The 23,853-nt window shown below is 60.8% G+C and carries 19 protein-coding genes; 8 read left to right on the top strand and 11 right to left on the bottom strand.

The genetic code is table 11. From position 1 onward, the window contains the following. Window positions 1–240: 240 nt before the first annotated feature. Both N8H71_RS25030 and purL read right to left on the bottom strand, forming a co-directional pair. Window positions 241–552: a YqfO family protein gene (locus N8H71_RS25030; protein ID WP_240870051.1), complete on the bottom strand. Its 312-nt coding sequence runs from the start codon at window positions 550–552 to the stop codon at window positions 241–243. Between the two features lie 5 nt (window positions 553–557). Then, window positions 558–4,454, bottom strand: a complete 3,897-nt coding sequence (purL, locus tag N8H71_RS25035) for a phosphoribosylformylglycinamidine synthase (RefSeq protein WP_262196052.1) — start codon at window positions 4,452–4,454, stop codon at window positions 558–560. A gap of 285 nt (window positions 4,455–4,739) precedes the next feature. Here purL and mltF point away from each other — a divergent pair, with 285 nt between their 5' ends. Next, the gene (gene mltF / locus N8H71_RS25040) at window positions 4,740–6,200 is read left to right on the top strand and encodes a membrane-bound lytic murein transglycosylase MltF (protein ID WP_262196053.1); all 1,461 of its coding nucleotides are present in this window, start codon (window positions 4,740–4,742) and stop codon (window positions 6,198–6,200) included. 124 nt (window positions 6,201–6,324) lie between these two features. On the opposite strand, the gene pdxJ is transcribed toward mltF, so the two are convergent. The 8 genes from pdxJ to lptF form a co-directional block, all read right to left on the bottom strand. After that, entirely contained in the window at window positions 6,325–7,068 is a 744-nt protein-coding gene (gene pdxJ, locus N8H71_RS25045) for a pyridoxine 5'-phosphate synthase (RefSeq protein WP_064382428.1), read from the bottom strand. Between the two features lie 39 nt (window positions 7,069–7,107). Next, window positions 7,108–7,794, bottom strand: coding sequence for a DNA repair protein RecO (recO, locus tag N8H71_RS25050; protein ID WP_085688939.1), 687 nt, complete (start codon window positions 7,792–7,794; stop codon window positions 7,108–7,110). A 155-nt stretch (window positions 7,795–7,949) separates the two neighbouring features. After that, window positions 7,950–8,852, bottom strand: coding sequence for a GTPase Era (gene era, locus N8H71_RS25055; protein ID WP_039769512.1), 903 nt, complete (start codon window positions 8,850–8,852; stop codon window positions 7,950–7,952). Continuing rightward, the gene (gene rnc, locus N8H71_RS25060; RefSeq protein ID WP_011332589.1) at window positions 8,845–9,534 is read right to left on the bottom strand and encodes a ribonuclease III; all 690 of its coding nucleotides are present in this window, start codon (window positions 9,532–9,534) and stop codon (window positions 8,845–8,847) included. The genes era and rnc overlap by 8 nt, the downstream gene beginning before the upstream one ends. A gap of 182 nt (window positions 9,535–9,716) precedes the next feature. Next, window positions 9,717–10,571 (bottom strand): signal peptidase I, encoded by an 855-nt coding sequence (lepB, locus tag N8H71_RS25065; RefSeq protein WP_262196054.1) that lies wholly within the window; start codon window positions 10,569–10,571, stop codon window positions 9,717–9,719. A 9-nt stretch (window positions 10,572–10,580) separates the two neighbouring features. Next, window positions 10,581–12,377 (bottom strand): translation elongation factor 4, encoded by a 1,797-nt coding sequence (gene lepA, locus N8H71_RS25070; RefSeq protein ID WP_085608162.1) that lies wholly within the window; start codon window positions 12,375–12,377, stop codon window positions 10,581–10,583. Between the two features lie 172 nt (window positions 12,378–12,549). Continuing rightward, window positions 12,550–13,611, bottom strand: a complete 1,062-nt coding sequence (gene lptG, locus N8H71_RS25075) for an LPS export ABC transporter permease LptG (protein ID WP_007957365.1) — start codon at window positions 13,609–13,611, stop codon at window positions 12,550–12,552. Then, window positions 13,604–14,725, bottom strand: coding sequence for an LPS export ABC transporter permease LptF (gene lptF, locus N8H71_RS25080; protein ID WP_007957364.1), 1,122 nt, complete (start codon window positions 14,723–14,725; stop codon window positions 13,604–13,606). Before lptF ends, lptG begins: the two co-directional genes overlap by 8 nt. A 308-nt stretch (window positions 14,726–15,033) precedes the next feature. On the opposite strand from lptF, the gene N8H71_RS25085 reads away from it, so the two are divergent. The 5 genes from N8H71_RS25085 (at window position 15,034) to rlmF (ending at window position 21,616) form a co-directional block, all read left to right on the top strand. Further along, complete coding sequence (locus N8H71_RS25085) at window positions 15,034–16,524, top strand: leucyl aminopeptidase (RefSeq protein WP_262196055.1); 1,491 nt, start codon at window positions 15,034–15,036, stop codon at window positions 16,522–16,524. A gap of 60 nt (window positions 16,525–16,584) precedes the next feature. Then, on the top strand, window positions 16,585–17,013 hold the full coding sequence (locus tag N8H71_RS25090; protein WP_236189739.1) for a DNA polymerase III subunit chi: 429 nt from the start codon (window positions 16,585–16,587) through the stop codon (window positions 17,011–17,013). 8 nt (window positions 17,014–17,021) lie between these two features. Then, complete coding sequence (locus N8H71_RS25095) at window positions 17,022–17,414, top strand: DNA polymerase III subunit chi (protein ID WP_262196056.1); 393 nt, start codon at window positions 17,022–17,024, stop codon at window positions 17,412–17,414. Between the two features lie 199 nt (window positions 17,415–17,613). Beyond that, entirely contained in the window at window positions 17,614–20,460 is a 2,847-nt protein-coding gene (locus N8H71_RS25100) for a valine--tRNA ligase (RefSeq protein WP_262196057.1), read from the top strand. 133 nt (window positions 20,461–20,593) lie between these two features. After that, window positions 20,594–21,616: a 23S rRNA (adenine(1618)-N(6))-methyltransferase RlmF gene (gene rlmF, locus N8H71_RS25105; RefSeq protein ID WP_262196058.1), complete on the top strand. Its 1,023-nt coding sequence runs from the start codon at window positions 20,594–20,596 to the stop codon at window positions 21,614–21,616. Window positions 21,617–21,740: 124 nt separating this feature from the next. Here rlmF and N8H71_RS25110 read toward each other — a convergent pair whose 3' ends face one another. Beyond that, complete coding sequence (locus tag N8H71_RS25110) at window positions 21,741–22,022, bottom strand: HU family DNA-binding protein (protein ID WP_007957357.1); 282 nt, start codon at window positions 22,020–22,022, stop codon at window positions 21,741–21,743. A 396-nt stretch (window positions 22,023–22,418) separates the two neighbouring features. On the opposite strand from N8H71_RS25110, the gene yejK reads away from it, so the two are divergent. Next, window positions 22,419–23,423, top strand: a complete 1,005-nt coding sequence (gene yejK, locus N8H71_RS25115; protein ID WP_007957356.1) for a nucleoid-associated protein YejK — start codon at window positions 22,419–22,421, stop codon at window positions 23,421–23,423. Then, window positions 23,423–23,773, top strand: coding sequence for a glutaredoxin family protein (locus N8H71_RS25120; protein WP_262196059.1), 351 nt, complete (start codon window positions 23,423–23,425; stop codon window positions 23,771–23,773). The genes yejK and N8H71_RS25120 overlap by 1 nt, the downstream gene beginning before the upstream one ends. Window positions 23,774–23,853 lie beyond the last annotated feature (80 nt).

Consider the following 23,853-nt stretch of genomic DNA (forward strand, 5'->3'; position numbering starts at 1 on the left):
TAGGCGATGCCCCCGGATGAATCCCGGAACGAAGGAACACCGAGCCAAAGCGAGGTGCCGAACGCAGGGGCCCAGACCTTTGGTTACTTTGGGGCGTTTGCCAAAGTGACCCGCCGTAAGGGCGGAACCATAAGCCGCCGCACCCGAAGAAACGGATATTCACTCAACCCAAACCCCAAACAACAAAAAACCCGCTGAAATCACTCTCAGCGGGTTTCCCGTTTCAGCAGCCAAGGAAGATCAAAAATCCTCCAACCGCCACACTTCATAAGCCGGCGTCTCGTAGGGATGGCTCAACTTAAGAGCCGCCACTACCGAGCGAATCAACTCATCGCCAACAACAAGCTCAACCTTCCACTCCTCGACCCGCTCAACCCGCCCCGCCTCACCGATGAACGGCTGACTGCCGTCCAGAGGCCGAAACTGACCAGATCCAAGCACCTGCCACGCACAGTGGTCATAATCACCGATCCGCCCACCACCGGCAGCGAACACAGCATCCTTGACCACCTCGACATGACTGTCGGGAACAAAAAAAGCGAGCTTGTACACAGCGCTTAGTTCACCCACACACGAGCATTACGGAACATACGCATCCAAGGAGCGTCTTCGTTCCAGTCTTCCGAACGCCACGAGTTCTGCACGGCACGGAACACACGCTCCGGGTGCGGCATCATGATCGTCACGCGACCGTCGCGGCTGGTGAGACCGGTGATCCCGCGCGGCGAACCGTTCGGGTTGGCCGGGTAGGCTTCGGTGACCTTGCCGTGGTTGTCGACGAAACGCATCGCCACGCAACCCGACAGATCGGCTTCGAGCAGTGCCTCTTCGCTTTCGAATTCGGCATGACCTTCGCCGTGAGCGATGGCGATCGGCATGCGCGAACCGGCCATGCCCTGCAGGAAGATCGAGTTCGACTCCTGAACCTGGACCATCGCCACACGCGCTTCGAACTGCTCGGAGCGGTTGCGCACGAAGTGCGGCCAGAACTCGCTGCCCGGGATCAGCTCGTGCAGGTTGGACATCATCTGGCAACCGTTGCACACGCCGAGGGTGAAGCTGTCGTTACGCTCGAAGAAGCCCTGGAACGCATCGCGCGCACGGCTGTTGAACAGTGCGGACTTGGCCCAGCCTTCACCGGCGCCGAGAACGTCGCCGTAGGAGAAACCACCGCAGGCCACCAGACCTTTGAACTCGTTCAGGTCGACACGGCCGGCCAGAATATCGCTCATGTGCACGTCGATCGCGTTGAAACCGGCGCGGTCGAACGCTGCCGCCATTTCCACCTGACCGTTGACGCCCTGCTCACGCAGCACGGCAACCTGTGGGCGGATACCTTTCTTGATGTAAGGCGCGGCGATGTCCTGGTTGACGTCGTAGCTCAGCTTGACGCTCAGGCCCGGGTTGTCTTCTTCCAGCAGCGCATCGAACTCTTGCTCGGCGCAGTCGGCGTTGTCGCGCAGACGCTGGATCTGGTAGCTGGTCTCGGCCCACTGACGTTGCAGCAGACGACGCTGGCCTTCGAACACGGTGTCACCGTTGAAGGTGATGTTGATCTGGCCGTTGTTGATCGGCTGACCGATCACCGAAACGCAGTCGCCCAGACCGGCCGCGCTGAATTGCGCGAGGATGTCCGGGGTGGCGTCCTGGCGAACCTGGATCACGGCACCCAGTTCTTCGTTGAACAGGATGGCAGCGATTTCAGCGGAGCTTTCGGCAACGCTGTCGAGGTTCAGGCTCAGACCGCAGTGGCCGGCGAAGGCCATTTCCACCACGGAGGTCAGCAGACCACCGTCGGAACGGTCGTGGTAAGCCAGCAGGTGGCCGTCGGCGTTGAGGCCCTGGATCACGGCGAAGAACGCTTTCAGGTCTTCGGCGTCGTCGACGTCGGGAGCCTGCTTGCCGAGCTTGCCGTGAACCTGCGCCAGGATCGAGGCGCCCATGCGGTTCTGGCCGCGACCGAGGTCGATCAAGATCAGGTCGGTGGTGCCCTTGTCCATACGCAGTTCCGGGGTCAGGGTCTGACGGATGTCAGCCACTGGCGCGAAACCGGTCACGATCAGGGACATCGGCGAGGTGACGGTCTTGTCTTCGCCGTTGTCGTTCCAGCGGGTGGCCATGGACATCGAGTCCTTGCCGACCGGAATGGTGATGCCCAGCTCAGGGCACAGTTCCATGCCGACCGCTTTCACGGTGTCGTACAGACGCGCGTCTTCGCCCGGGTGGCCGGCAGCGGACATCCAGTTCGCCGACAGTTTGATGTCGGAGAGCTTGTTGATGCGCGAAGCGGCAATGTTGGTCAGGGTTTCGCCGATGGCCATGCGGCCCGACGCCGGAGCGTCCAGCAGCGCCAGCGGAGTGCGCTCGCCCATCGCCATCGCTTCACCGGTGTAGACGTCGAAACTGGTGGCGGTGACGGCAACGTCGGCCACCGGAACCTGCCATGGGCCGACCATCTGGTCACGGGCCACGAGACCGGTGATGGTGCGGTCGCCGATGGTGATCAGGAAGCTTTTGCTCGCCACGGCCGGGTGATGCAGAACGCGTTCGATGCTTTCGCCGATGTCAAGGCTCGACGGATCGAAGTCATCGCCCAGCTCGGCTTCGCGAACCACCGAACGGTGCATGCGCGGGGCCTTGCCCAGCAACACTTCCAGTGGCATGTCCACCGGGTTGTTGCCGAAGTGGCTGTCGGTCACGGTCAGTTGCGGCTCGGCGGTGGCTTCACCGACGACGGCGAACGGGCAACGCTCACGTTCGCAGATCGCCTTGAAGCGCTCGAAGTCGGCCGGGCCGACTGCCAGAACATAACGTTCCTGAGATTCGTTGGACCAGATTTCGTGCGGGGCCATGCCCGGCTCGTCGTTTGGAATATTGCGCAGTTCGAAACGGCCACCGCGGTCGCCGTCGTTGACCAGTTCCGGGAAGGCGTTGGACAGACCGCCCGCACCCACGTCGTGAATGAAGCTGATCGGGTTTTTGTCACCCAGCTGCCAGCAACGGTCGATGACTTCCTGGCAGCGACGCTCCATTTCAGGGTTTTCACGCTGAACGGAAGCGAAGTCCAGATCCGCCGAACTGGTGCCGGTGGCCATGGAGGAAGCAGCGCCGCCGCCCAGACCGATCAGCATCGCCGGGCCGCCGAGGACGATCAGCTTGGAGCCGACCAGAATCTCGCCTTTCTTGACGTGCTCTTCACGGATGTTGCCCATGCCGCCAGCGAGCATGATCGGCTTGTGGTAACCGCGAACTTCATCACCGTGCGGGGTGGTGATCGACTGTTCGAAGGTACGGAAGTAACCGGTCAGGGCCGGACGGCCGAATTCGTTGTTGAACGCAGCACCGCCCAGCGGGCCTTCGATCATGATGTCCAGCGCGTTGACGATGCGCTCAGGCTTGCCGTACGGCACTTCCCACGGCTGTTCGAAGCCCGGGATCTGCAGGTTCGACACGGTGAAACCGGTCAGGCCGGCTTTCGGCTTGGCGCCACGACCGGTTGCACCTTCGTCGCGGATCTCGCCGCCGGAACCGGTGGACGCGCCCGGGAATGGAGCGATCGCGGTCGGGTGGTTGTGGGTTTCAACCTTCATCAGGATGTGCACCGGCTCCTGCACCGCGCCGTACTGGCGGGTTTCCGGATCCGGGAAGAAGCGGCCGGCGACGTTACCGACGATCACCGAAGCGTTGTCCTTGTACGCGGACAGCACGCCTTCGCTGTGCATCTGATAGGTGTTCTTGATCATGCCGAACAGGCTTTTTTCCTGGCTCTCGCCGTCAATATCCCAACTGGCGTTGAAGATCTTGTGGCGGCAGTGCTCGGAGTTGGCCTGGGCGAACATCATCAGTTCGATGTCGTGCGGGTTGCGCTTGAGACCGTTGAAAGCGTTGACCAGATAATCGATCTCGTCTTCGGCCAGGGCCAGGCCCAGTTCGACGTTGGCTTTTTCCAGCGCGGCGCGACCACCGCCGAGGATGTCGATGGCGGTCAGCGGCTTCGGTTCGGCGTGGCTGAACAGACCGGCGGCCTGCTCGAGGTTGGCCAGAACGATCTGAGTCATGCGGTCATGCAGTACGTCTGCAATCTGTTGCGCTTGGGCTTCGCTGAACTGGCCGGTCACGTAGAACGCGATGCCGCGCTCCAGACGCTGGATCTTGCTCAGGCCGCAGTTGCGGGCGATGTCGCTGGCCTTGCTCGACCATGGCGAGATGGTGCCGAAACGCGGCAACACCAGGAACAGACGACCGGTCGGCTCTTGAACCGGAACGCTTGGACCGTACTTCAGAAGGCGCGCAAGCACCTGCTGTTCGTCGCCGGTCAGGACGCCGGTGACTTCGGCGAAGTGAGCGAATTCAGCATACAAGCCACTGACAGCCGGAACCTTCTGGCTCAGTTGCTCAAGGAGTTTGCTGTGGCGAAAGGCAGAAAGGGCAGGAGCGCCGCGCAGGATCAACATCTTCGGGACAGCCTCGGGAAGGGGTGTGCTTTGAGGCCGTGCATTCTAGCCTAAACCGCCCTCAACATCACCCGAAACGCTACGCACGGTTACACCCGGATGTCGAGTGGTGTTCCTGCCTTGAGGGTCAAATTTATGGAGTGTTGGAACGCGGGTTATTTTTTCTGTCACAAAATGCCTTTCGGGCCCGTTCCTGCGGGGTTTCGCGCGGTTTTGTGATCCCTAGCAGACAACCCCGCAACTGTCGAGATATGGCGCCCGTTGTCCTTTGCGTATACTGCGCACATGTTTTCCCCAACGGCTTTGCGTCCGCGGTACGCCAAATGGCTGATCGCTACCGGACTCTTCCTGATGCTCAGTGGCTGTGTTGATAAACCCAACACACTCGAGCGCGTAAAGGAGGATGGCGTGCTGCGGGTGGTCACCCGAAACAGCCCCGCCACCTACTTTCAGGATCGCAGCGGTGAAACCGGCTTCGAATACGAGCTGGTGAAGCGCTTCGCCGACGATTTGGGGGTCGAGCTGAAGATCGAAACCGCCGACAATCTCGACGATCTCTTTGACCAGATCGGCAAACCCAACGGCCCGGTACTGGCGGCCGCCGGTCTGGTCAGCAGCGAACAGCGCAAGAAACAGGTGCGCTTCTCTCGCTCTTACCTCGAAGTCACCCCGCAGATCATCTATCGCAACGGCCAGTCACGCCCCACCGACGCCGGCGATCTGGTGGGCAAGAAAATCATGGTGCTCAAGGGCAGCACCCACGCCGAACAACTGGCGGAGCTGAAACAGAAATATCCTGGCATCCAGTACGAAGAATCCGACGCCGTTGAAGTGGTCGACCTGCTGCGGATGGTCGATGAAGGTCAGATCGACCTGACCCTCGTCGATTCCAACGAAGTGGCGATGAACCAGGTGTACTTCACCAACATCCGCGTTGCCTTCGACCTCGGCGACGCGCGCAGCCAGAGCTGGGCCGTGGCGGCTGGCGAAGACAACAGCCTGCTCAACGAGATCAACAGTTATCTGGACAAGGTGCAGAAGAACGGCACCCTGCAACGCCTGAAAGACCGTTATTACGGCCACGTCGACGTCCTCGGCTACATGGGCGCCACCACCTTTGCCCAGCATTTGCAGCAACGGCTGCCCAAATACGAACAGCACTTCAAGGCCTACGCCAAGAAAGAGAAAGTCGACTGGCGCCTGCTGGCGGCCATCGGTTATCAGGAATCGCTGTGGCAACCTGCGGTCACCTCGAAGACCGGCGTGCGCGGCCTGATGATGCTGACCCAGAACACCGCTCAGGCCATGGGCGTGTCCAACCGGCTCGATCCGAAGCAGAGCATCATGGGCGGCGCCAAGTACCTGGCCTACATGAAGGATCAGCTCGACGAGTCGATCCAGGAGCCGGATCGCACCTGGTTTGCCCTGGCGGCCTACAACGTCGGCAGCGGTCATCTGGATGACGCACGCAAACTGGCGGCCAAGGAAGGGTTGAACCCGGACAAGTGGCTGGATGTGAAAAAGATCCTGCCGCGCCTTTCGCAAAAGCAGTGGTACAGCAAGACACGCTACGGCTACGCCCGAGGCGGCGAGCCGGTGCATTTCGTGGCGAACATCCGCCGCTACTACGACATCCTGACCTGGGTGACCCAGCCGCAGCTTGAAGGCGATCAGGTGGCCGAGGGCAATCTGCATGTGCCGGGGATCGACAAGTCGAAACCCGCTCAAGAGCCCGCTCCGCTTTAATCATCACCAAGAACCCTAAGTGGGAGCGAGCCTGCTCGCGAATGCGTAGTGTCAGTCAACAAATTCTTTGGCTGATACACCGCTATCGCGAGCAAGCTCGCTCCCACAGGGGATATGTTGAGGCTTAGTGCTTGGCGGCGGCCAGGATCAGCGCTTTCATTTCAGAGACAGCAGACTTGAAGCCTACGAACAACGCATGCGCCACCAGCGCATGGCCGATGTTCAGCTCGTTGATGCCCTTGATCGCGGCAACCGCCTCGACGTTGTGATAGTGCAGGCCATGGCCGGCATTGACGATCAGGCCCTGGGCCAGACCGAAGGCCACGCCGTCCGCCACACGCTTGAGCTCTTCAGCCACTTCGGTCGGCGTTTCGGCATCGGCGTAACGCCCTGTGTGCAGTTCGATGGCCGGTGCGCCGACACGCTTCGACGCAGCGATCTGCCGCTCGTCGGCGTCGATGAACAGCGATACCTCGCTGCCGATCTTCGACAGACGCTCAACCGCCGCCCTGATCCGCTCCTCCTGCCCCGCCACATCCAGACCGCCTTCGGTGGTCAGCTCCTGACGGGTTTCCGGCACCAGACAGATGTGCGCCGGACGGATGCGTTCGGCGAACGCCATCATTTCCTCGGTGACGCCCATTTCGAAGTTCATGCGGGTTTGCAGCACATCCTTGAGCAGCAGCACGTCGCGCTCCTGAATATGCCGGCGGTCTTCGCGCAGGTGCACGGTGATGCCGTCGGCGCCCGCCTCTTCCGCGTCCAGCGCAGCCTTGACCGGATCCGGATAGCGCGTGCCACGGGCCTGACGCAGGGTGGCGACGTGGTCGATGTTCACGCCAAGAAGAATGCGATTGCTGGTGGTCACGGATGCGCTCCTGAATGGAAAGATTCGGCGCACAGCATATCAGGGCTTGCGAAACAGCTCTCGACTGACGAGGGGACGACCGCCCAGATGCACGGCCAAGGCTTGGCGCATTAGACGCTTGGCGGCGGACAACGCACCGGGAGCGGACCAGTCGGCTTCAGCCATGGCCAACAGTTCGGTGCCGTTGAACAGACCGGGTTGCAGCAGATAGACCCGCTCGAGTCCGGCATCCACCTGCAAGCGGTAGAGACCGTCCGCAGCGATAGGCTCGTCATTGATGTCAGTGTTCAGGGAAAAACCGTAACCAAGGTCGTCGAGCAGCCGCCATTCGAAGGAACGCAACAGCGGTTCCAGCGGCCGGCCTTCGGCCAATGCGAGCAAGGTCGCGGCGTAATGATCAAACACCGCAGGGTGCGGGTCTTCTGCGGGCAACAGGCGAATCAGCAGTTCATTGAGATACAAGCCACTGAACAGCGCCTCGCCGACCATCCAGGTTGCGTTGCCGACGCTTTCCATGCGCCCGACATTCTTCAACTCACCCTTGCCGCGAAACTCCACTTCCAGCGGCACGAACGGCCGCGCCAGCGTTCCCGCCTTGCCCCGCGCGCTGCGCAACACCGCTCGCAGCCGACCTTGCGGCGTGAGGAAATCCACCAATGCGCTGGTTTCGCGGTAGGCGCGGGAGTGGAGGACGTACGCGGGTTGGGCGGGAGGCGCTTGAGACATGGATTTCTCGTTGAGGGAAACGCGGTTTACTCATCACCCAAAACCAATGTGGGAGCGAGCTTGCTCGCGAAAGCGGTGCAACAGTCAACATCAATGCCGAATGTTACATCGTCTTCGCGAGCAAGCTCGCTCCCACAATGGATCGATGTATTGCTTTACAGGTCGCCGTAACCCAGCGAACGCAGCGCACGCTCGTCGTCGGACCAGCCGCCCTTCACCTTGACCCACAAGTTGAGCATGATCTTGGAGTCGAACAGCAGCTCCATGTCCTTGCGCGCCTCGGTGCCGATGCGCTTGATGCGCTCGCCCTTGTCGCCAATGATGATTTTCTTCTGGCCGTCACGCTCGACGAGGATCAGCGCATGGATGTGCAGCGTCGCACCCTGCTGCTTGAACTCTTCGATTTCCACGGTGATCTGGTACGGCAGCTCGGCGCCGAGCTGGCGCATGATCTTCTCGCGTACCAGTTCGGCGGCGAGGAAACGGCTGCTGCGGTCGGTGATCTGGTCTTCCGGGAAGAAGTGATCGTTCTCCGGCAGATGGTCGGCGATGACCTTTTCCAGCGCGTCGAGGTTGTGCCCGTGTTGCGCCGAGATCGGAATGATCTGCGCGTTCGGCAGCTGTTCCTGCAACCACGACAGGTGCGGCATCAGCTCGGCCTTGTCTTCGATACGGTCGGTCTTGTTCAGCGCGACGATCAGCGGGCCGGTCACGTACTGCACGCGTTCCAGCACCATCTGGTCCTCTTCGGTCCACTTGGTGCGGTCGACCACGAAGATCACCACGTCGACGTCTTTCAACGCCGCCGAAGCGGTCTTGTTCATGTAGCGGTTCAGGGCCTTTTCGCCACCTTTGTGCATGCCGGGGGTGTCGACGTAAATCGCCTGCACGTCACCCTCGGTCTTGATCCCGAGCATGTTGTGGCGAGTGGTCTGCGGCTTGCGCGAAGTGATCGCGAGCTTCTGGCCGAGGATGTGGTTCAGCAGCGTGGACTTGCCCACGTTGGGACGGCCGACGATGGCAACATAGCCACAGCGCGTTGCGTTTGTATCAGTCATTGCCATTCTCCACACCCAGGGCAATCAGAGCTGCGGCGGCCGCTACCTGTTCGGCAATACGACGGCTCACACCCTGACCCCGGCTTTTTTCATTCAATAGGACAACTTCGCACTCGACGAAGAAGGTACGGCAGTGCGGCTCGCCCTGGATATCCACCACTTCATAACGCGGCAGTTCGCAGCCGCGCGATTGCAGGAATTCCTGCAGGCGGGTCTTCGGATCCTTGTTGGTGTCGACCAGCGTCAGACCTTCGAACTCGCCGGCCAGCCAGGCCAGTACGCGCTCGCGGGCGACTTCCATGCCGGCATCGAGGTAGATCGCACCGATCAGTGCTTCCAGGGCGTCGGCCAGAATCGACTCGCGACGGAAACCGCCGCTCTTCAACTCGCCGGAACCCAGACGCAGGTAATCGCCCAGATCGAAACCGCGGGCCAGCACCGCCAGCGTCTCACCTTTTACCAGCCGTGCGCGCAAACGCGACAACTGGCCTTCGCGCGCCAGCGGGAAACGGTCGAACAGGGCTTCGCCGGCAACAAAGTTGAGGATCGCATCGCCGAGGAATTCCAGACGCTCGTTGTTGCGTCCGGCAAAGCTGCGGTGCGTAAGGGCCAGGACCATCAGTTCCTGGTCCTTGAAGGTGTAACCGAGCTGACGCTCGAGACGGCTTAGAGAAACGCTCACGGTTTACCCACGCTGAGTTCGTGGCTGGATTCCACTGCCATCGCCGGGATACGACGCAGGCCTGGGACAATTAACGCTGTGTTCAAAAATGACGTCCTGAATATCGTGGCTTCATGCCCCGGAGCCGGTTGTGCCGACGCCAGAAATGCATTCGGCGCTGTGGTCAACAGCGCCGTGTTTGTTTACTTGATCAGGCCGACCCGCGAGAAGTTCGGCAGGTGGCTGAGTTTCGGTTCCGGCCAGCTCATCCAGACCGCGAAGGCCTTGCCGACGATGTTCTGGTCGGGAACCATGCCCAGCAGATCCTTGGGAATGTTCGGATCATCCCAGTAGCGACTGTCGTTCGAGTTGTCGCGGTTGTCGCCCATCATGAAGTAGTGCCCGGCCGGCACGGTCCAGGTATGGTCCGGCGTGGCGCGGTAGCGGCTCATTTCCTTGCGGATCAGGTGCTCGGCGACGCCGAGTTTTTCCTTGTAGAGTTCCGCGCTGCCAAGGGTGCCCGGCTCGGAGCCGACCAGTTGCTCGGCAATCGACTCGCCATTGACGAACAGACGCTTGTCGGCGGTGTACCGAACGGTGTCGCCCGGCAGGCCGACCACACGCTTGATGTAGTTGACGTTCGGATCGCTCGGATAGCGGAAAACCATCACATCGCCGCGCTGCGGGTCACCGACTTCGATGACCTTCTTGTCGATCACCGGCAAGCGGATCCCGTAGGAAAACTTGTTCACCAGAATGAAGTCGCCGACGTCCAGGGTCGGTTTCATCGAGCCGGACGGAATCTGGAACGGCTCCACCAGGAACGAACGCAGCACCAGCACGATGAACAACACCGGGAAGAACGACTTGCCGTACTCGACCAGCAGCGGTTCCTTGTTCAGCTTCTCGACCACCACCACGTCAGGCTGGCTGACGCTGCCCTGATAGGAGGCAATGGCAGCACGCCGACGCGGTGCCAGGATCAACAGATCGAGCAACGCCAACAGACCGCAGACGAACACGGCAATGACCAGCAACAGCGGGAAATTTAGTGACATAGGACCTGACTATTCCAACCTGAGCACGGCGAGGAAGGCTTCTTGTGGAATTTCCACGTTGCCGACCTGTTTCATGCGTTTCTTACCGGCCTTCTGCTTCTCAAGCAGTTTTTTCTTACGGCTGACGTCGCCGCCGTAGCACTTGGCCAATACGTTCTTTCTGAGTGCCTTGACGGTTGTCCGGGCGACGATCTGACCGCCAATGGCAGCCTGGATGGCCACGTCGAACATCTGACGAGGAATCAGTTCTTTCATCTTCTCGGTCAACTGGCGACCTTTGAAGTGCGAATTGTCACGGTGCACGATCAGCGCCAGAGCGTCGACCTTGTCGCCGTTGATCAGCACGTCCAGTTTCACCAGATTAGCCGATTGGTAGCGATCGAAATGGTAGTCCAGCGAAGCATAGCCGCGGCTGGTGGATTTCAGACGATCGAAGAAGTCCAGGACCACTTCGTTCATCGGCAGGTCGTAGGTCACTTGCACCTGATTGCCGAGGAACAGCATGTCGACCTGCACACCGCGTTTCTCGATGCACAGGGTGATGACGTTGCCCAGGTGCTCCTGCGGTACCAGGATGTTGGCGCGCACGATCGGCTCGCGCATGTCTTCGATTGCAGACACGTCCGGCAGCTTCGACGGGTTGTCGACGTAAATCGTTTCACCGGTTTTCAGCACCAGTTCGAAGATTACCGTCGGCGCCGTGGTGATCAGGTCCAGGTCGTATTCGCGCTCCAGGCGCTCCTGGATGATCTCCATGTGCAGCATGCCGAGGAAGCCGCAACGGAAGCCGAAGCCCAGTGCGTCGGAGCTTTCCGGGGTGTACTGCAGCGACGAGTCGTTCAGGGTCAGTTTCTGCAGCGCTTCGCGGAAGTCCTCGAAGTCGTCGGAGCTGACCGGGAACAGACCGGCGTAAACCTGTGGCTGGATGCGTTTGAAACCTGGCAGCACCGGAACGTCCGGGGTGGAGCTCAGGGTCAGGGTGTCACCGACCGGCGCACCATGAATGTCCTTGATGCTGGCGATGATGAAGCCCACTTCGCCGGCCTTCAGGTCAGCGGTGGCGGTGTGTTTCGGGTTGAACACACCGACGCTGTCGACCAGATGCACCTTGCCGGTGGACTTCACCAGGATCTTGTCGCCCTTCTTCACGCGGCCGTGACGCACACGCACCAGAGAAACAACGCCCAGGTAGTTGTCGAACCAGGAGTCGATGATCAACGCTTGCAGCGGATCTTCGATGTTGCCGGTCGGCGCAGGAATGGTCGCGACCAGACGCTCGAGCACTTCGTCGACCCCCAGGCCGGTCTTGGCGCTGCAAGTGACGGCGTCGGTGGCGTCGATACCGATGATCTTTTCGATCTCGTCCTTCACGCGATCAGGCTCGGCCTGCGGCAGGTCGATCTTGTTCAGGACCGGCATGACCTCGAGGCCCTGCTCGATGGCGGTGTAGCAGTTGGCCACGGACTGGGCTTCAACGCCCTGACCCGCATCGACCACCAGCAACGCACCTTCACAGGCCGCCAGGGAACGGCTGACTTCGTAGGTGAAGTCGACGTGGCCCGGGGTGTCAATGAAGTTCAGCTGGTAGGTGACGCCGTCTTTGGCCTTGTAATAGAGAGTAACGCTGTGGGCCTTGATGGTGATCCCGCGTTCGCGCTCCAGATCCATGGAATCCAGTACCTGGGCTTCCATTTCACGCTCGGCCAGGCCACCGCACATCTGGATGAAACGGTCAGCCAGCGTCGACTTGCCATGGTCAATGTGGGCGATGATGGAGAAATTGCGGATATGACTCAAATCACTCACGGATCAACACTCAAAAAGGCTGCAGGCTTGGCCCGCCGAAAAATAGCCGGGAATTGTACCTGATACACGGCGCAAGCGTCACGTTCGCCTGTCACCCGGATTGCATGCAAAAACGCCCCGGTCTGGCGACCGAGGCGTTTTCAAGGCTAAAGCGATAGTGAAACCTTGTTCATCAACCGGCTCGACGCAACAACCAGACACCCGCCAGCGCACACACGCCAGCCGGCACCAGCACCGCGAACAGCGGCGAGAAGCCGAACACCAGACTGGATGGCCCCAGCAGATCCTGAACGATGCGGAAGGTGAAGCCCACCAGCACACCAGTGAACACCCGCTGACCGAGGGTCACCGAACGCAGCGGACCGAAGATGAAGGAGATCGCCATCAGTACCAGCGCGGCGGTCACCAGCGGCTGCAACACCTTGACCCAAAATGCCAGCCAGTAACGGCCGTTGCTCAGACCCTGATCGGCCAGATAGTGGATATAACCCCACAGGCCGGTGATCGACAGCGATTCCGGCGCCATTACCACAGTGCTCAGCAATTGCGGACTCAGGGACACATCCCAGCGCTCGACCGGCGTATTGACCACTTCAGTGCTGCGCTCGTGGAATTTGGTGGTGGTCACGTCGGTCAGCTGCCAGTGATCGGTGTCGAACTCGGCGCGCTTGGCGAAGCTCGAGCTCAGCAGATGACGCTCCTTGTCGAAGTGATAGCGGGTCACGCCATACAGGCGACCGTTGGGCTGCACGGAGTTGATGTGAATGAACTCCTCGCCCTGACGGTGCCACATGCCGTGCTTGGCGCTTTGCGCATCGCCGCTGCCTTGCGCCAGCGAACGGTTGGCCTGGGCCATGCTCTCGGTGGCCGGGGCAACGTACTCGCCGATCAGCACGCCGGCCAGCATCAGTACCAGCATCGGCTTCATCACCGCCCAGACGATACGCCCGATGGACACACCCGCTGCACGCATCACAGTCAGCTCGCTGCTGCTCGCCAGACTGCCGAGGCCGATCAGGCAACCGATCAGCGCCGCCATCGGCAACATGTCGTACATGCGGCGCGGCGCGGTCAAGAGTACGAAGCTCAGGACATCGACCAGGGTGTAGGTGTCACTGACGTCGCCCATCTCGTCGATGAACGCGAACAAGGTTGCCAGGCCAAGAATGATCGCCAGCACCGCGATGATCGCCATGAACACGCTGCTGCCGATGTAGCGGTCGAGTTTAACCACGGGCCACCTCCAGCGCTGCGCTGCGACGGCTGGCCAGTTTCAGGCGCAGAGGTTCCCAGTACAGCAGGCCGAGACCGATGACCAGGAAGATTGCATGCACCCACCACAAGCCGAGCGCCGGTGGAATCTTGCCTTTCTCGAGGGCGCCGCGGGCGGCAATCAGGATGGTCAGATAAGCCATATAAAGAAGAATCGCCGGCAGCAGCTTGAGGAAACGCCCCTGACGCGGATTGACCCGCGACAGCGGCACCGCCATCAGGGTCACGATGAATACCAGCAACGGCAGCGACAGGCGCCATTGCAGTTCGGTTTTCGAGCGGATGTCATCGCTGCCCACCAGAGACGAGGTCGGCATGGCGTCACGGTCGGTGACTTCCTCGCTGACATCCGGCTTGGGCAGCAGCACGCCGTAGGTTTCGTAGTGAATGGCGCGGTAGTTGGCCTGACCCGGGCTGCCGTCGTAGCGGTAGCCGTTGTCGAGAATCAGGTAGCGGTTGCCGTCGGGACGCACTTCCTGACGGCCCTTTTCCGCCACCAGCACGGAAATTCCGCGATCTTTCTGGTTGGCGCCGAGGTTCTTCTGCGAGATGAACACGCTGCCGAGGTTGACCCGGTCATCGCTCAGGGTTTCGGTGTAGGTCACCCGCGTACCGTCGCGCAGGGCCTGGAAGCGGCCGGGCTCGAGTGTGTCGAATTCGGTCAGGGCGTCCTGCTTGTTCAGCAGCAACTGGAACTGGTTGGCGCCTTGCGGGGCCAGGCTCAGGCTCAGCCACGCAACCACCAGTGCCACCAGGGTGGCCGGGAACAGGGTCATGCGAAACAGACGCTGCTGGCTCATGCCGGTGGCCGAGAGCACGGTCATCTCGCTTTCCAGGTACAACCGGCCGTACGCCAGCAGGATCCCGAGAAACAGGCCCAGCGGCAGGATCAGTTGCAGGAAACCCGGCAGACGGAAGCCCATGATCAGGAACAGCGATCCCGGATCGAGCTGGCCCGCGGCGGCCTGGGCGAGGTATTTGATGAAGCGACCGCTCATGATGATGACCAGCAGCACGGCGCTTACCGCACTCAGGGTCAACAGGACTTCGCGGGACAGATAACGGAAGACGATCAAACCAGACACTCCAGGGTTGTCAGGCTAAGGCGGCCAAACAAGCAAACGTATCGACGGGCCCGCAAGGCAGAGCCGTCGAAAAAAGATGCGGCATTATCCTGTGATTGAGGGCGCCTGTCACTGCACACACTCACGCAAGCATGCAATCCGTTGAAGATCGTACAACCGAGGGTTGTCAGGCGCGGTGAGCGAGGTTCAAACTGCCGCCTCTGTCGCAGGCACTGGCCTGCGCCTCTTCTCTCTATAAGCAGGCGACGGCGGACACCGTCGAACGCCTGCGTGTTGACCATTCATTCAGGGATCCGGACATGGAACTGGTTGTAAAAAGCGTTAGCCCAGAAACGTTGAAAACCGCCACCCTGGTGGTTGCCGTCGGCGAAGGCCGCAAACTCGGCGTCGCCGCCAAACAGGTCGACGAACTGAGCGGTGGCGCCATCAGCGCCGTGCTCAAGCGTGGCGACCTGGCCGGCAAGGTCGGCCAAAGCCTGTTGCTGCACAGCCTGCCGAACCTGAAAGCCGAGCGCGTGCTGCTGGTCGGCGTGGGCAAGGACGAAGAACTGGGCGACCGTCCGTTCCGCAAGATCGTCGCCGGCATCCTCAACACCCTCAAAGGCCTGGCCGGCAGCGACGCCGTACTGGCACTCGATGAAATCATCGTCAAGAACCGCGACAGCTACGGCAAGACCCGCCTGCTGGCCGAAACCCTGGTCGACGGCGAATACACCTTCGACCAGTTCAAGAGCCAGAAAGCCGAACCGCGCGCCCTGAAGAAAATCACCCTGCTGACCATCAAGGCCGCTCAGGCCGAAGTGCAGCGCGCCGTGAACCACGCCACCGCGATTGCCAACGGCATGGCATTCACCCGTAACCTGGGCAACCTGCCACCGAACATCTGCCACCCGACCTTCCTCGGCGAGCAAGCCAAGAACCTCGGCAAAGAGTTCAAGGATCTGAAAGTCGAAGTCCTCGACGAGAAGAAGATCAAGTCCCTGGGCATGGGCTCCTTCTACGCCGTCGGCCAGGGCAGCGCCCAGCCACCGCGCCTGATCGTCATGCAATACAACGGCGGCAAGAAATCCGAGAAGCCGTACGCACTGGTCGGCAAAGGCATCACCTTCGACACCGGCGGCATCAGCCTGAAGCCGGGCGCCGGCATGGACGAGATGAAGTACGACATGGGTGGCGCCGCCAGCGTGTTCGGTACCCTGCGCGCCGTGCTGGAACTGAAACTGCCGATCAATCTGGTGTGCATCCTGGCCTGCGCCGAGAACATGCCGAGCGGCACCGCTTCGCGTCCGGGCGACATCGTCACCACCATGAGCGGCCAGACCGTGGAAATCCTCAACACCGACGCCGAAGGCCGTCTGGTGCTGTGCGACGCCCTGACCTACTCCGAGCGCTTCAAACCGCAAGCGGTGATCGACATCGCCACCCTGACCGGCGCCTGCGTCGTTGCGCTGGGCGCCCACACTTCGGGCCTGCTGGGCAACAACGACGAACTGATCGAGCAACTGCTGAGCGCCGGCAAGGCTGCCGATGACCGCGCCTGGCAACTGCCGCTGTTCGACGAGTACCAGGAGCAACTGGACAGCCCGTTCGCCGACATCGCCAACATCGGCGGTCCGAAAGCCGGCACCATCACTGCTGCCTGCTTCCTGTCGCGCTTCACCAAGAACCTGAACTGGGCGCACCTGGACATCGCAGGCACCGCCTGGACCAGCGGCGGCAAGGACAAGGGCGCAACCGGCCGTCCGGTTCCGCTGCTGACCCAGTACCTGCTGGACCGCGCCAAAGCCTGAAACCGATGACTGCGAGCGGCGCCTCTCTTGAGGGGCGCCGCTTTCAGCTCAGGAACCGCAATGACCAAAGTCGACTTTTATATCCTGCCCAGCGCCGATCCTTCGGCTCGCCTGGACTTTGCCTGCAAGCTCACCGATAAAGCCTGGCGCATGGGCCACCGCATCTACCTGCATTGCAGCGATGCCGCCCAGCGTGATGATCTCGATGCGCGACTGTGGGCGTTCAAGGGCGAAACCTTCGTGCCTCACGGCCCGGCTGAAAGCGAACCGGAAGGTTTGATCGTGTTGGGACTGGGCGAGGACTGTGGCCAACACACGGATCTGCTGGTCAACCTCGACCTGAAAGTCCCGGTTTTCGCCAACAAATTCGCCCGGGTGGCGGAGGTTGTGGTGGAAGATCCGGCGATCCGCACTGCGGCGCGGGAGAGTTTCCGTTTCTACCGCGAACAGGGCTATCCTCTGCAAGACCACCGTTTACAGCGACTCTGAGTACGCCGATGGACACTCCAAAACCGCTGCAAAAACCCGCGCACCTGCTGGATGACCTCGAGTCGATCCGCCAGTTGCTGGGCGATGACAACCTGCAACCACCGCTGTTGACCGACACGGTCGATGATGGCGAACAGGAACAGATTCCGATGTTGTTCGATTCGGTCGACAACACACCGCAAGCCGTCGAAGCTGCACCCGCGCCGACGCATACCCCGCAACCTGCCGCTGCTGTTGTGGATAAGGGCCCCGACGCCCTCCTGCACCTGGACAGCGAACTGCGCGCCGCCGCGCAACTGATCATGCAGGACGTGATCGACGATTTCGCTCCGCACATCGAAACCGAAATCAAACGTCGCCTCGAGGCGCGGATGGAACGGCTTCTCGGCCAGTACGAATAATCCCCCAATCCCTTGTGGGAGCGAGCTTGCTCGCGATGCAGGCACTGCGATCTTTCCTAATATCGCGGCGATGCCATCGCGAGCAAGCTCGCTCCCACATTTAGTTCCACGTCCAGTCGCCACTCGCTCGCCCTGCGCCCCATGCCCCGCTATACTTCCCGGCTTTTCCTGAATAAATGCCAATAGGGTCCCGCCGCGCATGGATAAGACCTACCAGCCGCACGCCATTGAAACTTCCTGGTACAACACCTGGGAGTCCGAGAACTACTTCGCCCCGCAAGGCGCGGGCGACTCCTACACCATCATGATCCCGCCGCCGAACGTCACCGGCAGCCTGCACATGGGTCACGGTTTCAACAACGCGATCATGGACGCCCTGATCCGTTTCCGCCGCATGCAGGGTCGCAACACCCTGTGGCAGCCGGGCACCGACCACGCCGGTATCGCCACGCAGATGCTGGTGGAGCGCCAACTCGAAGCCCAGGGTCAGAACCGCCATGATCTGGGACGCGAAAAATTCCTCGAGAAAGTCTGGGAATGGAAGGATCAATCCGGCGGCAACATCAGCCGTCAGATCCGCCGCCTCGGCTCGTCCGTGGACTGGAGCCGCGAGCGCTTCACCATGGATGACGGCCTCTCGGAAGCCGTTAAAGAAGCCTTCGTGCGCCTGCACGAAGACGGTCTGATCTATCGCGGCAAGCGTCTGGTCAACTGGGACACCAAGCTGCACACGGCGATTTCCGACCTCGAAGTGGAAAACCACGACGAGAAAGGATTTCTGTGGAACCTGAAGTACCCGCTGGCCGATGGCGCGAAAACCGCTGAAGGCAACGATTTCCTGATCGTCGCGACCACCCGTCCGGAAACCATGCTCGGCGACTCCGCCGTCGCGGTGAACCCGAACGACGAGCGCTACAAAGCCCTGATCGGCAAGTTTGTCGAGCTGCCGCTGGTCGGCCGCCGCATCCCGATCATCGCCGACGATTACTGCGATCCTGAATTCGGCACCGGCTGCGTGAAAATCACCCCGGCCCACGATTTCAACGACTACGAAGTCGGCAAGCGTCACAACCTGCCGCTGCTGAACATCTTTGACAAGAACGCCAACGTGCTGCCAGCAGCGCAAGTGTTCAACCTCGACGGCACGCTGAACGACAGCATCGACGGCAAGATTCCGACCGAATACGCCGGCCTCGAGCGTTTCGAAGCGCGCAAGCAGATCGTGGCTGCGTTCGACGCCGCCGGCCTGCTGGTCAGCGTCGACGACCACAACCTGAAAGTGCCGAAAGGCGACCGCTCCGGCACCGTCATCGAGCCTTGGCTGACCGACCAGTGGTACGTGTCCACCAAACCGCTGGCCGAGCCTGCGATTGCCGCCGTAGAAGACGGCCGCATCCAGTTCGTACCGAAGCAGTACGAAAACATGTACTTCTCGTGGATGCGTGACATCCAGGACTGGTGCATCAGCCGTCAGCTGTGGTGGGGCCACCGGATTCCGGCCTGGTATGACGAGTCGGGCAAAGTCTACGTCGGTCGCGATGAAGCCGAAGTGCGCGCCAAGCACAACCTCGGCCCGGACGTTGCGCTGCAACAGGACAACGACGTTCTCGACACCTGGTTCAGTTCGGGCCTGTGGACCTTCTCCACCCTGGGCTGGCCGGAAAAGACCGAGTTCCTGAAGAAATTCCACTCTACCGACGTGCTGGTGACGGGCTTCGACATCATTTTCTTCTGGGTCGCCCGGATGATCATGCTGACCATGCACCTGATCAAGAACGAGGACGGCACACCGCAGGTTCCGTTCAAGACCGTTTATGTGCACGGTCTGGTGCGTGATGGCCAGGGCCAGAAGATGTCCAAGTCCAAGGGCAACGTCCTGGACCCGCTGGACATCATCGACGGTATCGAGCTCGAAACCCTGGTGCAGAAACGCACCTCCGGTCTGATGCAGCCGAAACTGGCGAAGAAGATCGAGAAGCAGACCCGCGACGAGTTCGCCGACGGCATCGCCAGCTACGGCACCGACGCCCTGCGCTTCACCTTCTGCTCGCTGGCGTCCACCGGTCGCGACATCAAGTTCGACATGGGCCGCGTCGAGGGCTACCGCAACTTCTGCAACAAGATCTGGAACGCCGCGCGTTATGTTCTGGACAAGGGCGAAGACTGCGGCCAGAACGGCGAAGCGTACGAGCTGTCGCTGGCAGACCGCTGGATCATCTCGCAACTGCAACGCACCGAAGCCGAAGTGACCCGTCAACTGGATCAGTTCCGTTTCGACCTGGCGGCGCAAGCGCTGTACGAGTTCATCTGGAACCAATATTGCGACTGGTACCTGGAACTGTCCAAGCCAGTGCTGTGGGACGAAAACGCGCCGGTCGAGCGTCAGCGCGGCACCCGCCGCACGCTGGTTCGCGTACTGGAAGTGGCGCTGCGTCTGGCGCATCCGTTCATGCCGTTCATCACTGAAGAAATCTGGCAGCGCATCGCGCCGCTGGCCGGCATTCAGGGCAAGACGATCATGCTGCAAGCGTGGCCGGTGGCCAACGAAGAGCGCATCGATCCGGCGGCCGAAGACGACATCGAATGGCTCAAGGGCCTGATGCTCGGCACGCGCAACATCCGTGGCGAGATGAACATCGGCCCGGGCAAACCGCTGCCGATCTACCTGAAGAACGTCACCGCTGAAGACCAGCGCCGCCTGACCGAGAACGAAGCGCTGCTGAAAAAGCTGGCGCGTCTGGAATCGATCACCGTACTGGCGGCCGGCGAAGAAGCGCCGCTGTCCGCCACCGCGCTGGTTGGCGAGATGGAAGTGCTGGTGCCGATGGCCGGCCTGATCGACAAGAACGCCGAGCTAGCGCGTCTGGACAAGGAAATCCTGCGTCTGCAGGGCGAAGTCCAGCGCGTTGGCGGCAAGCTGTCCAACGCCGGTTTCGTTGACAAGGCCCCGGCCGAAGTCATCGAGAAGGAACGCGCCAAACTGGCCGAAGCCGAACAGGCTCTGGCCAAGCTGGCCGAGCAGCACGCGCGGATTGCCAGCCTGTAACGGCAAATCGCACTGAAAAAGGGAGGCCCGCAACGGCCTCCCTTTTTTGTGCCCGGCACTTTTCCGGCCAACAACTCGGCTCCCTGTGGGACAATGGCCGCCACTTTCAGCCCTACCCGAATCGACCACGCCCATGAACGCCCCACGTACACCGAAACCTGCGCGCAAGAAGCCTGACTCCGCCACCCCGGCCAAGCCCGTGGAACCGCGTAAAGAAGCCAGCCTGCATCCGCGCAATCGCCATCAGGGTCGTTACGACTTCCCGGCGCTGATCAAGACTACGCCGGAACTGGCGAAGTTCGTGATCACCAACCCGTACGGCAAGGAAAGCATCGACTTCGCCAGTCCCGATGCGGTGCGTGTGTTCAACCGGGCGCTGCTCAAGTCGTTCTACGGCATCCAGCATTGGGACATCCCGGCCGATTACCTGTGCCCGCCGGTGCCGGGCCGCGCCGACTACATCCACTTTCTGGCTGACCTGCTGGCCAGCAACAACGACGGCGTGGTTCCACGCGGCGCTATCGTCAACGTGCTGGATATTGGCATGGGTGCCAACTGCGTGTACCCGCTGATCGGTAACAGCGAATATCGCTGGCACTTCCTCGGCTCGGAGATCGATCCGACCGCCGTGGCCGCCGCCAGGGCCATCGTCCAGTCCAACGACCTGAACAAGGTCATCCAGCTGCGCCAACAGGAAAACCGCAAGCACATCCTGATCGGCCTGCTGGAGCCCGGCGAGCGCTTTGACCTGACCATGTGCAACCCGCCGTTCCACGCGTCGATGGAAGAAGCCACCAATGGCAGCGAGCGTAAATGGCGAGCCCTGGGCAAGGCCGACCCGAAACGCAAATTGCCGGTGCTGAACTTCGGCGGTCAGTCGGCTGAACTGTGGTGTGAAGGCGGCGAAGCGCGTTTCGTGACGCAACTGATCGCCGAAAGTGCGAACTTTGCGCACAAGGTGTTGTGGTTCAGCACCCTGGTCTCGAAAGCCTCGAACCTGCCTGCCATCGAAACCGCGCTGAAAAAGGCCGGTGCACTGGAAAGCCAGGTGGTGGAAATGTCCCAGGGGCAGAAGCAGAGCCGGTTCGTTGCCTGGACCTTCCAGACCAAGTCCGAGCAGCAGATCTGGCGGCGCGAACGCTGGGTGCGCAAGTAAGACGTTTTAACCGGGGCGGCGTTTGAGTGCAAAGCGGCCGCCACTACTGCTGAAACACAAACAGCAGGCATAAAAAAACCGTGCCCGGATCACTCCGGCGCACGGTTTTTTTTATCGCTGCGTCTTACTTGTTCACAGCGTCGGTCAGGCCTTTGGCCACAACCAGCTTGATCACTTTCTTGGCAGGGATTTCGATGGCAGCGCCAGTCGATGGGTTACGGCCAGTGCGGGCAGGACGCTCGGTCACTTTCAGCTTGCCGATACCTGGCAAAGTGATTTCGGCACCGTTTTCCAGCTGATCGGCAACGATTTGGCCCAGTTGGTCCAGAGCGGCACGCGCGGTGGTTTTCGGCGCGTCGATAGCTTCAGCGATGTCGGCGATCAGTTGGTCTTTAGTAAGAGCCATGTAGTGTTCCTTCCCTATCAAATTCATATGGATTGCAGAGTGCAGTGTCAGCCATCGAGCCCGATCTTCTGGATCTGGCACCCTCGGCGATAACCACGACGAGTCGGGGTTATAGATGCCGAAATCAAGGTTTGGTTCGACCTGACAAAAGCTGAATGCATGCTTGTCGCGGTGACTTCGCACAAGACCGGGCAAAACTAGCACAGAGACAAGGAAATATCCGCCTCTAGCTAGCCAAATGGTCAGGTTTATTGCGCTAAATCGGTAAATAAATGCATAAGGGCCGTCGGGTGACCCGGATTTGCCCTTCACCCCGCGCCAAATCCAGTGGTTGCGGTACACTGAGCGCTTTTTCGGGGGAGCCCGCCCTCCTCCCTTCCACCAGCCGAGAAGCCTATGCCGATCCGTCATTGCATTGTCCATTTGATCGACAAAAAACCCGACGGCACACCCGCAGTCCTGCACGCCCGTGATTCCGAACTGGCTGAGTCCGCCGCCATCGAGAACATGCTCGCCGACCTCAACGAAAGCTATAACGCCAAACAGGGTAAAGCCTGGGGGTTGTTCCATCCGGAGTCCGGCGCGTTCCCGTTCAGCGGCTGGCTGAAGGAATACATGGAAGGCGGCAAGGACTTCACCGCGTTCAGCAAAGTCGCGGTCGAGCACCTGCAGAAGCTGATGGAAGAGTCGAACCTGTCGGTCGGCGGCCACGTGTTGTTCGCCCACTATCAGCAAGGCATGACCGATTACCTGGCCATCGCCCTGCTGCACCACAGCGAAGGCGTGGCGGTAACCGACCAACTGGACGTGACCCCGTCGCGCCACCTCGACCTCGGCCAACTGCACCTGGCGGCGCGAATCAACGTTTCCGAGTGGCAGAACAACAAGCAGTCCAAGCAATACATCTCGTTCATCAAGGGCAAGAACGGCAAGAAGGTCTCGGAGTACTTCCGCGACTTCATCGGCTGCCAGGAAGGCGTCGACGGCCCGGGCGAGACCCGCACCCTGCTCAAGGCCTTCAGCGACTTCGTCGAGAGCGAAGACCTGCCGGAAGACTCCGCGCGCGAAAAGACCAAAACCCTGGTCGACTACGCCAGCAGCCAGGCCAAACTCGGCGAGCCGATGGGTCTGGAAGAACTCTCGGAGCTGATCGACGAAGAACGCCCGAAGGCCTTCTACGATCACATCCGCAACAAGGATTACGGCCTGTCGCCGGAGATTCCGGCGGATAAACGCACACTCAACCAGTTCCGTCGCTTCACCGGCCGCGCCGAAGGCCTGTCGATCAGTTTCGAAGCGCACCTGCTGGGTTCGAAGATCGAATACGACGAAGAAGCCGGGACGCTGGTCATCAAAGGCCTGCCGACCTCACTCACCGATCAGCTGAAGCGTCGCAACTGATGCTCGGCAATGTGTTGAAAAAGGTTCTGCTGGTTCTGCTGGTAATCGTGGTCTATCAAAACTGGGGCAAGATCGAGCGGGTGTTCAACCCGTCGCAGATGGCGTCGGAACAGGTCCGCGCCAACGCCAATGTCGTGCTGTATGCAACGGACTGGTGTGGCTACTGCAAGCAGACCAAGCGCTTTCTCGATCAGAAAGGCATTCCGTTCAAGGAGTTCGATATCGAGAAAGATGCCGAGGCACGCAAGGCGTATGAAGCGTTGGGCGGACGCGGAATTCCACTGATCGACGTCAATGGCACGCTGATTCGCGGGTTTGATCCGGACGAGATTCTCGCTGCACTGAAATAACAACTGTGGGAGATTCTATGGTTGAGGGGAAACCCTCAACCGGCCTTCGGCTGATATTCGCTTTGCCCCTTCAACAGCGC

Origin of the sequence: Pseudomonas koreensis (genome assembly GCF_025447595.1) — a bacterium.
GTDB classification, from domain to species: domain Bacteria; phylum Pseudomonadota; class Gammaproteobacteria; order Pseudomonadales; family Pseudomonadaceae; genus Aquipseudomonas; species Aquipseudomonas koreensis_H.

Coding starts and splice junctions, on each gene's coding strand:
- purL (WP_262196052.1), bottom strand. CDS start 4,454: ATGTTGATCCTGCGCGGCGCTCCTGCCCTTTCTGCCTTTCGCCACAGC.
- mltF (WP_262196053.1), top strand. CDS start 4,740: ATGTTTTCCCCAACGGCTTTGCGTCCGCGGTACGCCAAATGGCTGATC.
- recO (WP_085688939.1), bottom strand. CDS start 7,794: ATGTCTCAAGCGCCTCCCGCCCAACCCGCGTACGTCCTCCACTCCCGC.
- era (WP_039769512.1), bottom strand. CDS start 8,852: ATGACTGATACAAACGCAACGCGCTGTGGCTATGTTGCCATCGTCGGC.
- lepB (WP_262196054.1), bottom strand. CDS start 10,571: ATGTCACTAAATTTCCCGCTGTTGCTGGTCATTGCCGTGTTCGTCTGC.
- N8H71_RS25085 (WP_262196055.1), top strand. CDS start 15,034: ATGGAACTGGTTGTAAAAAGCGTTAGCCCAGAAACGTTGAAAACCGCC.
- N8H71_RS25090 (WP_236189739.1), top strand. CDS start 16,585: ATGACCAAAGTCGACTTTTATATCCTGCCCAGCGCCGATCCTTCGGCT.
- N8H71_RS25095 (WP_262196056.1), top strand. CDS start 17,022: ATGGACACTCCAAAACCGCTGCAAAAACCCGCGCACCTGCTGGATGAC.
- N8H71_RS25100 (WP_262196057.1), top strand. CDS start 17,614: ATGGATAAGACCTACCAGCCGCACGCCATTGAAACTTCCTGGTACAAC.
- rlmF (WP_262196058.1), top strand. CDS start 20,594: ATGAACGCCCCACGTACACCGAAACCTGCGCGCAAGAAGCCTGACTCC.
- N8H71_RS25110 (WP_007957357.1), bottom strand. CDS start 22,022: ATGGCTCTTACTAAAGACCAACTGATCGCCGACATCGCTGAAGCTATC.
- yejK (WP_007957356.1), top strand. CDS start 22,419: ATGCCGATCCGTCATTGCATTGTCCATTTGATCGACAAAAAACCCGAC.
- N8H71_RS25120 (WP_262196059.1), top strand. CDS start 23,423: ATGCTCGGCAATGTGTTGAAAAAGGTTCTGCTGGTTCTGCTGGTAATC.